This is a genomic window from Eilatimonas milleporae (genome assembly GCF_003688555.1).
Taxonomy (GTDB): Bacteria; Pseudomonadota; Alphaproteobacteria; order Sphingomonadales; family Kordiimonadaceae; genus Eilatimonas; species Eilatimonas milleporae.
Genome location: NZ_REFR01000011.1, coordinates 469,415 through 484,462, shown reverse-complemented (window position 1 = coordinate 484,462; position 15,048 = coordinate 469,415). Strand labels below are relative to the sequence as shown.

General features: G+C 60.7%; 11 protein-coding genes. 10 read left to right on the top strand and 1 reads right to left on the bottom strand.

Features of this window, described 5'->3' with window-relative positions; translation table 11 throughout:
- Positions 1-130: 130 nt before the first annotated feature.
- The gene (gene guaD / locus BXY39_RS10305) at positions 131-1,441 is read right to left on the bottom strand and encodes a guanine deaminase (RefSeq protein WP_211332186.1); all 1,311 of its coding nucleotides are present in this window, start codon (positions 1,439-1,441) and stop codon (positions 131-133) included.
- A gap of 334 nt (positions 1,442-1,775) precedes the next feature.
- Here guaD and BXY39_RS10300 point away from each other — a divergent pair, with 334 nt between their 5' ends.
- The 10 genes from BXY39_RS10300 to BXY39_RS10255 all read left to right on the top strand — a co-directional run bounded on the left by BXY39_RS10300 (position 1,776) and on the right by BXY39_RS10255 (position 15,043).
- Positions 1,776-3,491 carry an ABC transporter transmembrane domain-containing protein gene (locus BXY39_RS10300; RefSeq protein WP_121938755.1) on the top strand — a complete coding sequence of 572 codons (1,716 nt, stop codon included), beginning with the start codon at positions 1,776-1,778 and terminating at the stop codon, positions 3,489-3,491.
- Positions 3,475-4,560, top strand: a complete 1,086-nt coding sequence (locus tag BXY39_RS10295) for an efflux RND transporter periplasmic adaptor subunit (RefSeq protein ID WP_170163755.1) — start codon at positions 3,475-3,477, stop codon at positions 4,558-4,560. Before BXY39_RS10300 ends, BXY39_RS10295 begins: the two co-directional genes overlap by 17 nt.
- Complete coding sequence (locus BXY39_RS10290) at positions 4,553-6,169, top strand: TolC family protein (protein ID WP_170163754.1); 1,617 nt, start codon at positions 4,553-4,555, stop codon at positions 6,167-6,169. The genes BXY39_RS10295 and BXY39_RS10290 overlap by 8 nt, the downstream gene beginning before the upstream one ends.
- Before the next feature lie 250 nt (positions 6,170-6,419).
- Positions 6,420-6,962 carry a winged helix-turn-helix transcriptional regulator gene (locus BXY39_RS10285; protein ID WP_170163753.1) on the top strand — a complete coding sequence of 181 codons (543 nt, stop codon included), beginning with the start codon at positions 6,420-6,422 and terminating at the stop codon, positions 6,960-6,962.
- Complete coding sequence (locus BXY39_RS10280) at positions 6,955-7,440, top strand: PaaI family thioesterase (protein WP_121938752.1); 486 nt, start codon at positions 6,955-6,957, stop codon at positions 7,438-7,440. Before BXY39_RS10285 ends, BXY39_RS10280 begins: the two co-directional genes overlap by 8 nt.
- A gap of 159 nt (positions 7,441-7,599) precedes the next feature.
- On the top strand, positions 7,600-7,995 hold the full coding sequence (locus BXY39_RS10275; protein ID WP_147453542.1) for a hypothetical protein: 396 nt from the start codon (positions 7,600-7,602) through the stop codon (positions 7,993-7,995).
- A 436-nt stretch (positions 7,996-8,431) separates the two neighbouring features.
- The gene (locus BXY39_RS10270) at positions 8,432-10,516 is read left to right on the top strand and encodes a HAMP domain-containing methyl-accepting chemotaxis protein (protein ID WP_121938750.1); all 2,085 of its coding nucleotides are present in this window, start codon (positions 8,432-8,434) and stop codon (positions 10,514-10,516) included.
- A 369-nt stretch (positions 10,517-10,885) separates the two neighbouring features.
- Positions 10,886-11,407 carry a peptide-methionine (S)-S-oxide reductase MsrA gene (gene msrA / locus BXY39_RS10265; protein ID WP_121938749.1) on the top strand — a complete coding sequence of 174 codons (522 nt, stop codon included), beginning with the start codon at positions 10,886-10,888 and terminating at the stop codon, positions 11,405-11,407.
- A gap of 320 nt (positions 11,408-11,727) precedes the next feature.
- A complete protein-coding gene (locus BXY39_RS10260; RefSeq protein ID WP_121938748.1) occupies positions 11,728-13,269 on the top strand; it encodes an FMN-binding glutamate synthase family protein in 1,542 nt (513 codons plus the stop codon).
- Between the two features lie 79 nt (positions 13,270-13,348).
- Entirely contained in the window at positions 13,349-15,043 is a 1,695-nt protein-coding gene (locus BXY39_RS10255) for an acetolactate synthase large subunit (protein WP_121938747.1), read from the top strand.
- Positions 15,044-15,048: the final 5 nt, after the last annotated feature.

Sequence of the window (15,048 nt, the reverse complement as noted above, 5' to 3'; positions counted from 1 at the left end):
TATTTTTGAGCCGACGAATGGGGAGACGGTCTGGCATAAATGGGGCGGGAATGTGGGACAGCGTGTCCGTATCGTGGCAGCCACCGGCCGACAGAGGCGGACACGGCCCCTGCCGCCAGCATGTCCGGTGTCAGGGCGCCTTTGAATACACGCGCCGTCCCATGACATAGGTTTCGCACACCAGCCGGTCATCCCCCAGCATGGCCAGCGCGAACAGCAGGTCGGCGATACTGTCCGAACGAGCGGTCCGCCGCGCGAGAAGCGGCGTGGCCTCCGGGTCCAGAACGATGAAGTCGGCTTCCTTGCCCGGCTCCAGACTGCCGATATGGGCATCCTGCCGGATGGCACGGGCGCCGCCCAGCGTGGCCAGGTAAAACAGTCTCGGTGCATCGAGGGGCGTACCGCACATCTGGCTGACCTTGTAGGCGCCGGCCATGGTCTGGAACATGGAAAAGCCGGTCCCCGCCCCCACGTCGCTGCCCAGTCCGAAGCATACGCCGGCGGCAGCGGCACGGGCGCTGTCAAAAAGACCGCTGCCAAGGAAAAAATTGGATGTGGGGCAATGGGCGATGGTACCGCCATGATCGGCCAGCATGGCAAATTCACCGTCGCTGAGATGAATGGCGTGGGCAAACAGCGACCGGTCCGTCAACAGGCCGAAGTGCCGGTATACATCGAGATAATGGTCGCATTCGGGGAAAAGGGAGAGGACCCAGTCCACTTCCGCCCTGTTTTCGCTGAGATGCGTCTGCATCAAAAGGCCGTCATGCTCGCCAAGCAGGGCCCCGGCAAGACGCAGCTGCGCCGTGCTTGATGTGGCCGCGAAGCGCGGCGTCACCGCATAGGTCAGGCGGCCACGCCCGTGCCAGCGGGCGATCAGTGCCTTGTTGTCGTCATAACTTGTCTGTGCCGTGTCCATCAGAGTGTCCGGCGCATTGCGGTCCATGGCCGACTTGCCGGCGGTCATGCGCATACCCAACGTCTCGGCGGCCTGAAAAACCGCGTCCACGGACCCGGGATGCACGGTGCAGAACGCCATGGCCGACGTGGTGCCGTTGCGCAGCAGTTCCCCGCAGAACAGGGCGGAGACCTCGGCGGCATGGTCCGGATCGGCGAACCGGCTTTCTTCCGGGAATGTGTAGCGTTCCAGCCAGTCGAGCAGTTGCGCGCCGTGACGGGCGATCACATCCAGTTGCGGCATATGGACATGGGTATCGACAAACCCCGGCAGGACCAGCCGCCGGCCCAAATTGTGAACAATCGTACCACGCGCCAGCCGATGCCGCAGGGCGGGCCGATCGCCAATGGCCGTGATCAGGCCATTTTCAACGATCATCAGGCCGTCTTCGATATAACGAAGCGCGCTATTGCCATACGCCGGGTCATCGGTCAGAGTGAGGAAACGCCCCTGAAAGGCCCTGATACCGCTGTCACCGCCCACTGCCCGCGCCTCCGCTTTGCGTTACAAACCTGATCAATCGGTCAACTCTATAACCCATACACCTGTCTCCCGACATTTCAGCAGCGAAATATGGCCGCGCATGGCCTATCCCAGGGTCATAGAAGGCCATCCTGCCAATGGACAAAAACGGTATGATGATATGGGATGAAAATATGATTGCTTTTTTCTATCATAGAATTTGTTTTTTGACAGATTGACCTATCTATAAATTTAGCCAAATACAGCCGCGGCCCTGAAATATCCGTCATCGATAAATTGGCGGCGGCCAAGAGATCGAGTAGAAGAAAAGCAGCAAACAAAGACAGAGGCGAGGATGGCAAGTGTCGAACATGCCCTGAAACCGGGTGTTCTGAGGAATTTATTCCAGCGTGTTCTCGGACCGGAGGGATCCTATTACAATCTGGCTGTAATTTATGGTATCGCGTTCAGTGTGCTGACGCTGGCGGTGCCGATCTCCGTGCAGATGCTGATTGATACGGTTGCCAACACCGCCCTGGTCCAGCCACTGGTCGTGCTGTCGGCGGTTCTGCTGGTGCTGCTGCTGGTTTCCGGCCTTCTGTATGCCTTCCGAACCCATCTGATGGAGCTGTTCGAACGACGTATCTACGCCCGGCTGACATCCGAGGTCGCCCTGAGAGCCATGTATGCCAGGGCGACCTTCTTCGACGAAACCCAGCGGACCGACCTGTTCAACCGCTATTTCGATATCATGACCCTGCAACGGTATGTTCCGTCGATTCTGATCGGTGCCGTGTCACTTATATTTCAGGCGGTTTTCGGTATCGCGGTGGTATCGCTGTATCACCCGGCGCTGCTGATCTTCAATGTTGCCTTCGTGCTGCTGATCTGGCTGGTCTGGGCGGTATGGGGCCGGGGGGCCATCCGCACGGGTCTGTATCTGTCGGAGTCGAAATACAACACCGCCCGCTGGCTGGAAGGTCTGGCCAGCAACAACAGTTTCTTCAAGTCCGATCAGCATATTTCCTTCGCGCTGTCACAGGCCGATGATTTCACCAACCGTTACATGACGGAAAAAAAGCGGCACTTCCGCTTTACCTTCGCACAAACGGTCGCACTGCTGCTGCTGTATGCCATTGCCAGTGCCGGCCTGCTCGGGATCGGCGGCTGGCTGGTCATTATCGGCGAGCTGACGCTGGGACAGCTGGTGGCGGCGGAGCTGATCATGTCGGCAATTTTCGTCGGCGTGTCCCAGTTCAGCAGCTATCTGAGGCAGTTTTACGATGTCTGTGCGGCGGTCGAGGAATTGTCGCGCTTTTTCGACATGCCGCTGGAACAGGCCGAGGGCTCGCTGGTGCTGCCCGACGGCGCGACGGACCTGACCTTCAACAAGGTGCGGCTGCATCTGCATGACAAGCCCGTCATGCTGGACATGGTCATCCCCGGCGGCGCCAATCTGCGGGCGGAGGCCGAGGATTTCGGACTGCAACGGATTTTCACCTATCTGATGAAACGCCATATCGTCCCGAACGGCGGCAGCATCACACTGGGCGGACAGGACCTTATGGACTGCGACGTCCACCGCCTGCGCCAGGATGTCGTGGTCCTGCACCGGTCGAACATGATGGAAAGCCGTATCGTCGATTACCTGCGTCTGAGCCATGAGGGCGTGACCCGCGCCGATATGGTCGAGGCCCTGGACATGGTGGGGCTGGACGAAGTGATCAGCGCCCTGGAAGACGGCCTGAATACCATTGTCGGTCCGTCAGGGCTGCCCCTGTCCGACGATGAGGCCATGCGGCTGAAACTGGCCGCCGCCATTCTGTCCCGTCCGCATGTCCTGGTTCTGACCCAGCAGTTCGACCTCGTGGACGGCGATCACATGAACCGCGTCATCGCCTATCTGGATGAAAAGGCATGTACCACGGTGGTCTATTTCACCCAGCGCCGCGATATCGCCGCCTTTACCCACAATCTGTTCCTTAGCAATGATGAGCAGCGGATCACGCGTCTTGACGCAGCGGACGCCCCTGCCGGTGATCAGGGAGAGAACAATGCCGCCGATTCCTGAACAGCATCTTTTCCGCGAGCATCATCGGGCACAGTTGAAAACCCTTGCAAGCGTTCGCATACCGCGCGTGACGCTGTCTATCGCCGTTATGCTGATACTGGGCACGTTCATGATCGCCGCCTTTCTCGGTTTCACACCGTGGGTTCAGACAACGTCCGGTCCGGGTGTCGTCACCGCGCTGGACCCGCGTGACCGGGAGCAAAGCATCAACGCGCTGGTCTCGGGCCGGATTCAGGAATGGTATGTGCGCGACGGCAGCCGTGTGAAGGAGGGTGATCCCATTCTGCGGCTGGTCGACAACGACCCGGACCTGGTTCAGCGTCTACAGGCACAGATGAGCGCGGCGGAACGCAAATATGAAGCCGCCAAATCCGCCGCGGATACCGCGGTCCTCAATTATGATCGTCAAGAGACCCTGTTCAATGAAGGGCTGTCCGCGGAACGCGACCTGGAACAGGCCCGTATCCGCGTGCAACAGCTGCGCGTATCGGAAGAGGAGGCCCTGGCCGGCCTGAATGCCGCCAAGGTCAATCTGAGCCGACTGTCCATACAGACGGTGGTGGCCCCGCGCGACGGCACCATCATCCGCTTGAACGCGGGCGATACCGCGACCTTTGTCCGCGAAGGGCAATCCATCGCCACCTTCCTGCCCGACGAAGTGACGCGGGCAGTGGAAATCTATGTGGATGGCCGGGACATCGGCCTGGTGTACCCCGGGCGCAAGGTCCGGCTGCAATTTGAAGGCTGGCCCGTTGTCCAGTTCAGCGGCTGGCCGTCGGTGGCCATCGGGACCTTTGGCGGCGAGGTGGTCTTTGTCGACCCGAGTGCGCAGGTGAGCGGCCGCTTCCGTGTCATGATCATTGAAGACCCTAACGATTCGCCCTGGCCGGACGAAGCCTTCATCCGATTCGGCGCACAGGCGCGCGGCTGGGTTCTATTGGACACGGTTCGTCTCGGCTATGAATTGTGGCGTCAGTTGAACAATTTCCCGCCCAACTTCAACCCGGATGCCCAACAGTCTATGGGCAGCGCGGACGCGGCAGCCCCCGGAGCCGGACGCCATGGCTGACACAGCAAAGCCCGGCGACCATCCGCAACAGCGTGCAGACCGGCCGTACAGGTTGGCGGTATTGTCGAGCACCCTTTATTTTGGTCTGTTTTTCGGACAGACGGCTTTCGCGGCAACGTCCGCCGGTGACACTGACGCGACCGACGACCTTGTTCCCGTCTCCGTGACCGAGCGCGCGCAAAGCCGGATGGGGGCCGGGCAGGAAACGGAAAACCTGGCCACCGGTTTTGCGGCGCCGCGCGTTCTCGATACGGAAAAACTGGATCTTGAAGACGTACTGGAATCCACCGCCGAACATTTTCCGCAACTGCTTGCCGCCCGCGCCAATGTCCGTGAAAGCGAGGGTGAGGCCCTGTCGGCCCTCGGTGCGTTTGACCTGAATGTGGGGGGGGAATTCCACTCCAACCTGACGGGATTTTACGGCGGCACCAGTTTCGGCAGCGAGTTCAGCCAGTTCCTGGGCGATTACAATGCTCGGGTCTTCGGCAGTTACCGGATGTCGCGCGGAGATTTCCCCGTTTATGAGGATATCCGTTTCACCAACCAGGGTGGCGAGGCCAAGATCGGCGTTATCCTGTCATTGCTGCAGGACCGAGATATCGACGAACGGCGGTTCGCCCTTCTGGGAGGCCGTCTTGGCATTGAACGGTCGCGCGGACTGGTGCTGCAAACGCAACTGGGCGTCCACCGGGATGCGATGATCGCCTATATGCGCTGGCTGGCCGAAGGGGAAAAGCTGACCATTTTCGAAGACCTGCTGTCACTTGCGGAAATACGGCAGAAAGCATTGGAGACACGGGCGGCGAGCGGCGATGTCGCCGAGATCACGGTGACGGAAAACAATCAGTTGATCCTGCAACGGCAGAATTTCGTCGTGAATGCCCGGCGCGCCTATGAGGTGGCCGCCCAGGGGTTGTCTTTCTTTCTGCGGGACCGGGACGGCCAACCCCTGATCCCGAGCGATATTCATTTGCAAACGGATTTTCCCGCCCTGCCGCCGATCGCCGATGCGCAGATGGCGGTCGCCCTGGACCGGGCCCTGCAACGCCGGCCCGAACTGAAAATCCTCGACGTCGATGTCCGGGAGACACGGGCAAACCTGCAACTCAGCGAAAACAAGATTCTGCCCCGTCTGGATGTGAAACTTGAATCCTCGCATGATTTCGGCGGCACAGGCACCGGCGGGGAAAGCCGCGACAGCACCGACAATGTGGTCACCGTCAATCTGTCGGTACCGTTGCAACGGCGTGACGCCCGTGGACGGGTGACGGCGGCGGAAGCGCGGCTGACCTCTCTCAGCCATCAGCGCCGGCTGATTGCCGATGGAATCGATATCGAGGTCCGCAATCTGGCCACCACGCTGGAAGCCGCGCGGCGCGCCGTGACCCTTGCCTTTCAGGAGGTGGATCTGGCAGATGCCCTTGAAAAGGCGGAAAAACGCCGTTTTGAACAAGGCGACAGCGACTTTTTCCTGATCAACCTGCGGGAACGCAACTCCGCCGACGCCAAGGTCCGCCTGGTGGATGCCGAACTGAATTATTTCGGCGCGCTGGCCGCCTTTTACGCCGCAACGGTGGATATGGCCGCCCTGCAAATTCCCGAAGGGTAAATCGGGCCCCGCAGGCAGACTGCCCTCGGGGATACGGCGCGCCGGGATTTCGGAAGCTTGGGAGAGCAGCCCGGCGCGCCGCCCGGGATACCGGCCATGAAAACCGGATACCTGCACAGGGGGCACAATCATGACCCCCTGCCGCGTGAGTATGCTTGCATACGTCACCTGATTATATTTGCGCATTTAACTTGGATAATCAAAGTAAAATGTTATGATGCATCCGCATTCCATCCCACGGGGTATCCGCATGCGCCGAAAAAGCTTCACCAGCATGACCTGTTCCATCGCCCGTGCGGTGGATGCCATTGGCGACGCCTGGGCTTTTCTGATCCTGCGGGACCTGATGCGAGGCCCGTGCCGTTTTGAAGACCTGCGGCAATCGCTGGATATTCCAACGGACACGCTGACGGCACGGCTGAAAAAACTGGAACAGGGCGGCCTGATCGAACGGCGCCCTTATGGCAACCATGCCCGCCGTTTTGAATATCTCATCACCAAAAAGGGCACTTCATTGCGCACCGTCATGATCGCACTGGCGCATTGGGGCGACCGCTGGATCAATACGGACCGCGCGGGCCCACCCGTTGAAATCTACAATGCCGCCACCGGTCATCCCGTGGCCCTGCGCATGGTGGACAGCGTCACCGGCGAAGACACGCCGCCGTCACAGATACTGTCCCGGCCGGGTCCGGGTGCGGACGATGCACTGCGCCGCGCCCTCGATGCCGCCCTGGGTACCGCAGAGATTCCCCCCTCCCCTCACGTCAAAAAAGGACTGAAAAATGGATGATCAGAGATACGGCACTATTCCACGGGATGCCCTGCTTTCCTTAAGCGGGCAGGAATTGTTTGACGGCATTTCCGATGGCGATCTGCCGATGCCGACCATGGGGCGATCCCTGGCGTTTCATCCCGTCCATATCGGCAACGGAACGGCCGTGTTCGAAGGGACCCCCACACAGGATCATCTGAACCCCCTGGGAACCGTTCACGGCGGCTATGCCGCCACGATGCTGGACTCGGCCATGGCCTGCGCCATTCATTCGACCCTGCCGCCCCGGCGCGGCCTGACGACCATAGACCTGACCATCAATTTCGTTCGCCCGATCACACCCGGAACAGGCGCCGTCAGGGCAACAGGAACCCTGATTCACGGTGGCGGCCGCATTGCCACGGCGGACGGCCGTCTTGAGGACGAGGACGGCAAATTGCTGGCGCACGGACTGACCACCTGTATGCTTTTCCCGCTGGAGAGCGGCCCGGCGTAACGGTGTGACCGGCCGCCCTGTCCGAAATCGCCACATGCCTGCGTCTTCTTGATTCAGGACAAACCCTCCTCAGGCGAAAGCCTCTAGGATAATGCCGCCGCCGGTTCGGCCGGCGGCGGCATTCCATAGCGAGACACCCGAAGGCAAGTGGAGGGCGGCATGAAAGGGCGTATTCTCACTAAGGCAATTTCTCTTTTGTTTGGCGGGGCACTGGCAGTGGTACCCGCTGCCGCGATGGCACAGGAAGGGTGTGACGTCGCCATTCAACTGACCGGCAAGCGTAACTGGATCATTGACTGTAACATGGTCAAGGAAGACGGCGACACATTGCAGGTAAACCGCAAGGGACGCGGATCAAGCTCGAAAACCGGCATTGTGCTGACACAGGTGGTCAGCGGCACGTGCAGGTACACCGTCCCGAGGGGCGGCGAGTTGACGATCAGAATCAATACCGGCGAGGAACTGGACTGCCCGTTCGATGTAACGGGCGAGGAATGCATGGTGCGGATCGCAGCCGGCACGGAGGGTGAATTCGCCTTTGGCGAAAAAGCCTGAAACCTTTCATTCATTCGAAAATGGCGGCATCTCAACAGGTGCCGCCATTTTTATTGCAACTATCAAAGATTTCCGACAATCGGAAAACACTTATAAAGTGTATTAATTGCACATATTAACAACTAAAGATACTTTGAATTCTGAACAAAAAATTAAAACCCTCAATTTAAGAGAGCGGCGTTGATTTATCATTTTGCAAATCAAAAGCCACGAATCGCTCAACAATCACAAATCAATCTTGTCTCCTCAATACTTTTTATAGATCGTCGATTTTTGAACCCTCGCGCTTCATACGAATTTAAACAAGTTTCGAGCTGGAATACCAAAGTAAAAGCCTGAAAAATTTTCCGCCGGATTATTAAAAGCGCGCGGCACTGGCGTAAGGCATGCGGCATAAACCGGACCACGGAGCTGGCCGGGTAGTGGGGTAGACGACATGACAAATTTCATCAAGGACCTGAAAATCAGCACCAAACTGTTCGTCGGTTTCGGTGCCGTGATTGCCCTTTTGATAGTATTGGCATTGATCGCGGTTGGCGGCCTGATCCGGGCCAACGGCAACTTCAGCGACTACCGGACGCTGGCGCGGGAAGCGAACCAGGCCAGCCGGGTGCAGGCGAACCTGCTGACGACACGGGTGGGGGTGAAGGATTTCGTCATCCGCGCCAATGACAGGGCGATCGAGACCGTCAATCAGCGGGCGGCGGCAACCACGGCCTTTGCCAAGGAAATGGAAACGCTGGCGACCGACCCGGCGCACGCGGTCATCGGCCAGCGCATCGAAGGCCGCATGCAGGAATACCAGAGCACCTTCGACAGGGTGGTGGTGGCCGAGCGCCGCCGACAGGCCGTCATCACCCAGCGCATGGACGTGATCGGACCGCAGATCGAGACGCAGCTCAATGCGCTTCTGGTCAGCAGCAGTGAAGCCGGGCAAAGCGCCGCAACGCTGAAAACCGCCCGGATGCTGCACGGGATCATGCTGGCGCGACTGTCGGTGTTCAAATATCTGAGCCGTCTTGAGCGCCAGTATTATGACGCCGCCCAGACGGAACTGACGCGCATCGCCGATATCGGGCGCGGCATCACAGCACGCGGACGCGGCGAGGCCGCCCGCGATGCGGTCCGCCTGATCGAAGGCTATTCCGAGGCCCTGAGCGAGGCCTTCGACCTGACGGAAGAACGCACCGGCCTGATCACCGGAACGCTGGACCGCATCGGCCCGCAGATCAGCGGCGACATCGAGGACCTGAAGCTGAAGGTCAAAACCCTTCAGGACGAACTTGGCCCCATGGCGGAAGCGGACGTCAAGCGGTCCAGCACGTTGTCGCTGATCGCGGGTATTCTGGCAACGGTGCTGGGATTGGGCGCGGCCTATCTGATCGCCACCGGCATTTCCAGGCCCGTGCAGGCCATCACCAATGCCATGCGCGCCCTTGCCGCCGGCAAAACCGACACCCCGATCCCGGCCCGCGATCACAAGGACGAGGTGGGCGACATGGCCGAAGCGCTGGACGTGTTCCGCAACGGCCTTCTGGAACGGGAACGCCTGCGCGAGGAGGCCGAGCGTGAAAAGGCCGAGCGCGAGCGGGCCGAACAGGAACGCCAGGAAAAGGAACGCCTGCGCCAGCAGGAAGAAATAGAAAGGCAGCGGACCCAGGCGGCGGAAGAACGCGCGTCGCATATCCGCAAGATGATCCAGGGGTTCGAGGTGGATATCTCCGGGGCGCTGGAACAGGTGGCGTCGTCGGTGACCTCGTTGCAGGGCACCGCCGCACAACTGGTCTCGGTCTCCAAAACATCGGAGGAGAGCAGCAACACCGTCGCCAACGCCACCTCCGACACCACGCAGAATGTCCAGTCGGTGGCCAGCGCCGCAGAGGAAATGGCTGTCTCCATCTCGGAAATCTCCGAGCGCATCCAGGAATCCGCCCACAAAACCAGCACGGTCGAGGCCGAGGCCCAGACCACGGACGGTCTGGTCTCCAGCCTGGCGGACGCGGCCAACCGCATCACCAATGTGGTGCAGCTGATCAACGATATCGCGGAGAAAACCAATCTGCTCGCCCTCAACGCCACCATCGAGGCGGCGCGCGCCGGCGATGCCGGCAAGGGCTTCGCCGTGGTCGCCAGCGAGGTCAAGGCACTGGCCAACCAGACCGCCAAGGCGACGAGCGAGATATCCGAACAGGTCAACGAGCTGCAACGCAACAGCGGCGAGGTGGCCCAGGCCATGGTGACCATTCGCAACATGATCGGCGAGACCAGTTCCATTGCCTCGCAGATTGCCGCGGCGGTGGAGGAGCAATCGGCGGCCACCGGTTCGATCTCGCAGAGCGCGCAGAGCGCGGCCAGCGGCACCCGCTCGGTCAATGAGAGCATGCGCACCATCAGCGAGGGGGCCTCGCAGTCGCGCGAAGGGGCCGACGATGTCAGCACCGCCGCGAACGAACTGCAGCGCATGCAGGAAATGCTGAACAAGACCATCCTCGGCTTCCTGCGGGAAATCGAAGCCGCCTGAGGCAAACAGCATACCTGGCCGCATAGCCGGTGCGCGCCGCTTGAGATAGCGGGCGCGCCGGTTGTTCGTGGCATATCCCGGGCGTCTTTGCCCCATGCCCCTGCCCGGACTGCCCGGAGATCACGGTGTCTCACAAAGGGCTCACACCGGCAGTCACACCAACGCGATTTGCATGTTATGACAGGCACGGGCATGTCCATGCCGGCAAACGGAGCCTGCCGTCCCTTGTGGTACCGGTTTACGGACCGACGCCGACAGGATGGAGGTCAGGATGGAGGTTTCGCCGACAGGGCGGTTTACTCCGGCGCCGACAGCGTTACATAAAAGGAGCCGGTACAGGCGCCAAACGCTGACGATGGGGATAGAACAATGTCACACACCGAAACCGCCATTCTGGCCGGAGGCTGCTTTTGGGGCGTACAGGATTTGCTGCGCGCCCTGGATGGTGTCATCGAAACCCGTGTGGGCTATACGGGCGGCGCGATGACCGACCCGTCCTATGAGGATGTCCGCACGGGCCGCACCGATCATGCCGAAAGCCTGAAGATCGTCTTCGATCCCGCGGTGCTGAGCTACCGGGCGCTGCTTGAGTGTTTCTTCCAGATCCACGACCCCACCACCCGCAACCGTCAGGGCAACGATATCGGCACCCAGTACAGGTCGGCCATTTTTTTCATGGATGACGGTCAAAAGGACACCGCCCTTGCCCTGATCGCCGAGATGACCGAGAGCGGCCGCTGGCCCGGCCCCATCGTCACACAGGTGATCGCGGCCCAGCCATTTTACGATGCGGAGGACTATCACCAGGACTATCTGGTGAAAAACCCGAACGGCTACACCTGCCATTTCGTGCGCGCGGACTGGCATTTGAACAAGACCGAACCGGCCTGAGGTCCGATTTACCTTTGTCGGATCCTGGCTGGACAGGCGGTGCCGACAGCCGCTGGCTGCTGCCAAGTGCCGTGCCTGTAAAACCGTCACGATCCGAGACGACCCTGTCGTGAGGCATGCCGGCAAGCATGGCCTGACGGACACGGACCGAAAACAGGGGCCCTGTATCTGAGTTCAGACGAAAAGACACGACTGCCCGGCGGCCCGACTGCCGGACAGACCGGTGCGATGCGGGCAAGATCGTCCCGGTCTGTCCGGCAGTCGGGCCGCAGCCAGCATCAACAAGGATATGACAAATACGGACTCAAGAGGGGTATGCCATGTCACCTGAATTTCTGACCCAGGCCGTCGATGTCCTGGCCGGGCTGTTTATTTTTGCAATCGGTATTTTCTTTGCCGTTCTGGCCGTACTGTATTTCATCGACCGCCGGCAGAACAGTGATGCCGTGCGGCACAATTATCCGGTCATCGGCCGCTTCCGCTATATCTTCTCGACGCTGGGCGAATTTTTCCGCCAGTATTTCTTCGCCATGGACCGGGAGGAAATGCCCTTCAACCGGGCGGAACGCGAATGGGTTTCGCGCGCGGCTTCCGGCAAGGGCAACACCATCGCTTTCGGTTCCACCAAGAACCTGACGCCCGAGGGCACGCCGATTTTCGTCAACTGCCCCTTTCCCACACTGGAAGCGGACGCGGCCCAGTGCGAAACCCTCGTCATCGGCCCGTATGCGGAAAAGCCTTATGAGGCCCCCTCGATCTTCAATATTTCGGGCATGAGTTTCGGCGCGCTTTCGGTCCCGGCGGTGCGCGCCCTGTCAAACGGGGCGAAAATGGCCGGCTGCTGGATGAACACGGGCGAAGGCGGCCTGTCGCCTTATCACCTGGAAGGCGGCTGCGACATCGTCTTTCAGATCGGCACGGCCAAATACGGCGTCCGCGACCCGGACGGCACCATGAGCGACGACAGGCTGCGCGACGTGGCCGCCCACGAACAGGTGCGCATGTTCGAGATCAAGCTGAGCCAGGGCGCGAAGCCCGGCAAGGGCGGCATTCTGCCGGCCGCCAAGGTGACGAAAACCATTTCCGAGATTCGCGGCATCCCGATGGGCACGGACTCCATTTCCCCCAACCGGCACCCGGAAATCGACAGTGTGGACGACCTGCTCGACTTTATCGAACGCGTGCGCCGCGTCACCGGCAAGCCGGTCGGCTTCAAAAGCGTGATCGGCGCCTATGGCTGGCTGGAAAAACTGTGTGAAAAAATCCACGAACGCGGCATTGAAAGCGCGCCCGACTTCATCACCGTGGACAGCGGAGACGGAGGCACCGGGGCCGCGCCCATGCCGCTGATGGACAATGTGGGCCTGCTGGTGCGCGAGTCGCTGCCGATGGTGGCCAACACCCTTTACAAATACGGTCTCAGGGACCGGGTGCGGCTGATCGCGTCCGGCAAGATGGTCACCCCGTCCGGCGTGGCATGGTGCCTGTGCGCGGGCGCGGACTTTGTCGTCTCGGCGCGGGGCTTCATGTTTTCGCTCGGCTGCATTCAGGCGCTGAAATGCAACAAGAACACCTGCCCGACCGGCATCACCACCCACAATCCGCGCCTGCAAAGCGGCCTGAACCCGGAACTGAAGTCCGTCAAGGTTGCCAATTACTGCAAGAATATCGTGAAAGAGGTGGAGACACTGGCCCATTCCTGCGGTGTGCATGAACCGCGGCGCCTGCGCCGCTATCATGTGCGCATCGTCCAGCAAAACGGCAAAACGGTGCCGATGGACGATCTGACCCCCTGGCCCGAGGTGGTGCCGATGGCGCGCGACCTGGCGGCAACCTGCGAACGCGATAAACTTCACATATGAGCGCCGTGCCCGGACAGGCGACACACACCACAAAGACAGATCACAGGCATAGATCAAGCCCCATCCAAGGAGAGACCCCATGACCGCACCCGCCACACATCCCGGCACCAGCATCGCCGAGGCCGCGTGCAGCCGCAAGGCATCCGACCTGTTCGTAAAGGCCCTTGAACAGGAAGGCGTGCGCCATATCTTCGCCGTTCCGGGAGAAGAAAATCTCGACCTTCTGGAGAGTATCCGCCAGTCGGACCAGATCGACCTGGTGCTGACCCGGCATGAACAGGGGGCGGCCTTCATGGCGGCCACCTATGGGCGGCTGACCGGCAGGGCGGGCGTGTGCATGGCAACCCTTGGCCCCGGCGCGACCAATTTCGTCACGCCAGCGGCCTATGCCCAGCTTGGCGGGTTTCCGCTGATCATGATCACGGGTCAGAAACCGATCAAAAAATCCAAGCAGGGGCGCTTCCAGATCGTCGATATCGTGCGCCTGATGGAACCGACAACGAAAATGTCGCACCAGATTGTCCACGGCAACACCATCCCCGCGCTGGTGCGCGAGGCGTTCCGCGTCGCGGAGGAAGAGCGCCCCGGCGCGGTGCTTCTGGAACTGCCGGAAGACATCGCGGCGGAAGATACGAACGAACCGGTCTTTGAACCGCATGAGCGCACCTACGCCGTGGCGGGCGACAAGGTGATCGCCGAGGCCGCCGACATGGTGCGCGGTGCCAAACATCCGCTGCTTCTGATCGGCGCGGGCGCCAACCGGCGCGCGGCGCGCGAGGCCCTGCAAAGCTTTGTCGAGACGACGGGCATTCCCTTCTTCAACACGCAGATGGGCAAGGGCGTCATCGACGAACGCAACCCCCTCTTCCTCGGTACGGCGGCCCTGTCGGATGACGACTATGTCCACTGCGCCATCGACCGCGCCGATCTGGTCATCAATGTGGGCCACGACGTGATTGAAAAGCCCCCCTTCTTCATGGAAGAGGGCGGCAAGAAGGTGATCCATGTGAACTACAAGGCCGCGCAGGTGGATCAGGTCTATTTCCCGCAGGTCGAGGTGGTCGGCGACCTCGCCCCGTCCATCACCCGGCTGGGCGAGGCGCTCGGCAGGGTGGATGCGGACTTCGACTATTTCACCCGTATCAAGGGGGAAATCGACGCCCATCTGGCCGAAGGGGCGGACGATCCGCGCTTTCCCGTCATCCCGCAGCGCGCCATCGCCGACATCCGCAAGGTGATGGGGCCGAGCGATATCATCGCGCTGGACAACGGGATGTACAAGGTGTGGTTCGCGCGCAATTATCCGGCCTATGAGCCCAACACCATCCTGCTTGACAATGCGCTTGCCACCATGGGCGCGGGCCTGCCGTCCGCGATGGAGGCGGCGCATCTTTACCCCGACCGGCGGGTGATGGCGATCTGCGGCGACGGCGGTTTCATGATGAACAGCCAGGAGATGGAAACCGCCGTGCGCCTTGGTCTCAATCTGGTGGTGCTGGTGCTGAACGACGGGTCCTACGGCATGATCCGCTGGAAGCAGGCCCATGTCGGCTTCGCGGACTGGGGTCTCAGCTTCAACAATCCGGATTTCGTCAAATACGCTGAAAGCTATGGCGCGCACGGCCACCGGGTGGACAGTGCCGACGGCCTGATCCCGACACTGGAGTCAGCATTCAAGGCGGGCGGCGTACATTTGGTGGACTTGGCACTGGATTATTCGGAAAATACACGCGTTCTGATCGACGAACTGCAGGCGAAAACCTGCCTTCTGTAAGCCAT

Coding starts and splice junctions, on each gene's coding strand:
- msrA (WP_121938749.1), top strand. CDS start 10,886: ATGTCACACACCGAAACCGCCATTCTGGCCGGAGGCTGCTTTTGGGGC.
- BXY39_RS10280 (WP_121938752.1), top strand. CDS start 6,955: ATGGATGATCAGAGATACGGCACTATTCCACGGGATGCCCTGCTTTCC.
- BXY39_RS10295 (WP_170163755.1), top strand. CDS start 3,475: ATGCCGCCGATTCCTGAACAGCATCTTTTCCGCGAGCATCATCGGGCA.
- BXY39_RS10290 (WP_170163754.1), top strand. CDS start 4,553: ATGGCTGACACAGCAAAGCCCGGCGACCATCCGCAACAGCGTGCAGAC.
- BXY39_RS10300 (WP_121938755.1), top strand. CDS start 1,776: ATGGCAAGTGTCGAACATGCCCTGAAACCGGGTGTTCTGAGGAATTTA.
- BXY39_RS10260 (WP_121938748.1), top strand. CDS start 11,728: ATGTCACCTGAATTTCTGACCCAGGCCGTCGATGTCCTGGCCGGGCTG.
- BXY39_RS10275 (WP_147453542.1), top strand. CDS start 7,600: ATGAAAGGGCGTATTCTCACTAAGGCAATTTCTCTTTTGTTTGGCGGG.
- BXY39_RS10270 (WP_121938750.1), top strand. CDS start 8,432: ATGACAAATTTCATCAAGGACCTGAAAATCAGCACCAAACTGTTCGTC.
- BXY39_RS10285 (WP_170163753.1), top strand. CDS start 6,420: ATGCGCCGAAAAAGCTTCACCAGCATGACCTGTTCCATCGCCCGTGCG.
- BXY39_RS10255 (WP_121938747.1), top strand. CDS start 13,349: ATGACCGCACCCGCCACACATCCCGGCACCAGCATCGCCGAGGCCGCG.